Source organism: Rhodococcus jostii NBRC 16295 (assembly GCF_001894825.1).
Taxonomy (GTDB): Bacteria; Actinomycetota; Actinomycetes; order Mycobacteriales; family Mycobacteriaceae; genus Rhodococcus_F; species Rhodococcus_F jostii.
Genome location: NZ_BCWY01000216.1, coordinates 1 through 1,905, shown reverse-complemented (window position 1 = coordinate 1,905; position 1,905 = coordinate 1). Strand labels below are relative to the sequence as shown.

General features: G+C 69.9%; 1 protein-coding gene. It reads right to left on the bottom strand.

The annotated features are described in order from the left end of the window. On the bottom strand, window positions 1-1,880 hold a 1,880-nt coding region (locus RJ1_RS44810; RefSeq protein WP_369691074.1), incomplete at its 3' end, for a condensation domain-containing protein. Window positions 1,881-1,905: the final 25 nt, after the last annotated feature.

Below are 1,905 nucleotides of genomic sequence, written 5' to 3'. Positions count from 1 at the left end.
CGTTCAAACTCGGCCGCACCGACGACGTCGATGTCGCCGATCGGGCGGTCCGGCGACGCCGTGACCGCGTCGAGGATGCGGACGAACTGGTCCGCGAAACCGCGCACGGTATCCGCGTCCAGCACGTCGGTGGCAAAACCGAATGCCGCGGACATCCCGGCGAGAGTGCCGGTTCCGTCGACGTTCTCACTCAGAGTCAGGTACAGGTCGCATTTGGCGACCTCGACACCGGCGTCGACGACCTCGACGGTCAGCCCGGGCAGTTCGAGGCGGCTCTTCTCGGTATTCTGGAATTCGAGCATCACCTGGAACAGCGGGGCGTGCGCGGTCGACCGCACCGGGTCGACCGCCTGCACCACCCGGTCGAACGGCACCTCCGCGTGTCCGAACGCCCCGAGATCGGTCTCGCGGACGTGCGCCATCAGGTCGGTGAAGGAACGCTCGGGTGCGACGCGGGTCCGCAGCACCACGGTGTTGACGAACATGCCGACCATCTCGTCCAGTGCCGCGTCGCCGCGACCGGCGACCGGCGTGCCCACCGCGAGATCCGTCGCGTCGCTCAGCCGCCCGAGCAGAACGGCGAGCGCGGCGTGCGCGACCATGAACAGCGTCGAATCATGCTGCCGGGCAAGATCGGACAACTTCCTGTGCAAGTCCGCGCCGATCGCGAACGGCACGGTGGCGCCGTGCGAGGACCGCTGCAGCGGTCGCCGGCGGTCGGTCGGTAGATCGAGCAGCTCGGGCATCCCGTCGAGGGTCCGCCGCCAGTAGTCCAGCTGCGCCGAGATCGGCGAGTTCGGGTCGGTGTCGCTGCCCAGTGTGCGGCGTTGCCACAGCGCGAAGTCGGCGTACTGCACCGGCATCGGCGCCCACGCGGGCGGACGCCCGTGTGTACGTGCGGTGTACGCGACCATCACATCCCGGGCGAGCGGCGCCATCGACGATCCGTCGGCCGCGATATGGTGCAGCACCAGGGCCACCACGTGCTCGTCCGGACCGATCCGCAGCAGCGCGGCGCGCATCGGGACGTCGCGGCTCACGTTGAATTCGGCCGATGCCAGTGGAACCAATTCACTGCGCAGCGCGGCCTCGTCGGACACGATGACCGGGGTGAGGTCGAGGGTCACCCGATCTGCGGGCAGCACCACCTGGTGTGGGCCGTTCGCGGATCCGGGGTAGACGGTGCGGAGCGGCTCGTGCCGTTCGACGACGTCACCGAATGCGGCGCGCAGTGCCTCGATGTCGAGAGCACCGGACAGGCGTAGCGCGATCGGAACGTTGTAGGCGGGTGAGGTCGTGTCGACCTGGTTGACGATCCACATCCGCTGCTGCGCGAGGGACAGCGGCACCCGATCGGGGCGCGGGCCGGCGGTCAACGCGGGACGCGCCGCGGTGTGGCGATCGGCAGCGGCGGCGCGGGCGGCGAGCGCCGCCACTGTCGGCGCCTCGAACAGTTCCCGGACCCCCAAGCCGACACCCAGCGCGGAGTTGATGCGGGCGACGACGCGGGTCGCGCTGAGCGAATTTCCGCCGAGGTCGAAGAAGTTGTCGTCGAGCCCGGCGCGATCGAGTCCGAGCACCTCCGCAAACACGCCTGCCACGGTGTCCTCGGTCGCGTTGCTCGACGCCCGGAAGACGGTGCGTACGACAGCGAATTCGGGGGTGGGCAAACGGTCGCGGTCCAGCTTGCCCACCGGGGTGAGCGGCAGCTCGTCGAGGATCACGATCGTCGCGGGCACCATGTGCGCGGGCACGAAGCCGCGCACGTGGTCGGTCAGTTCGGCGACGTCGGGTTCGGCGTCACCGGACGGCAGGATGTAGGACACCAGCACCGTGTCCCCGGACGGGGCGGTGCGGCCGAGGGTCACCGCGAATGCCACGCGGGGATGCCGCGTCAGTGCAGCG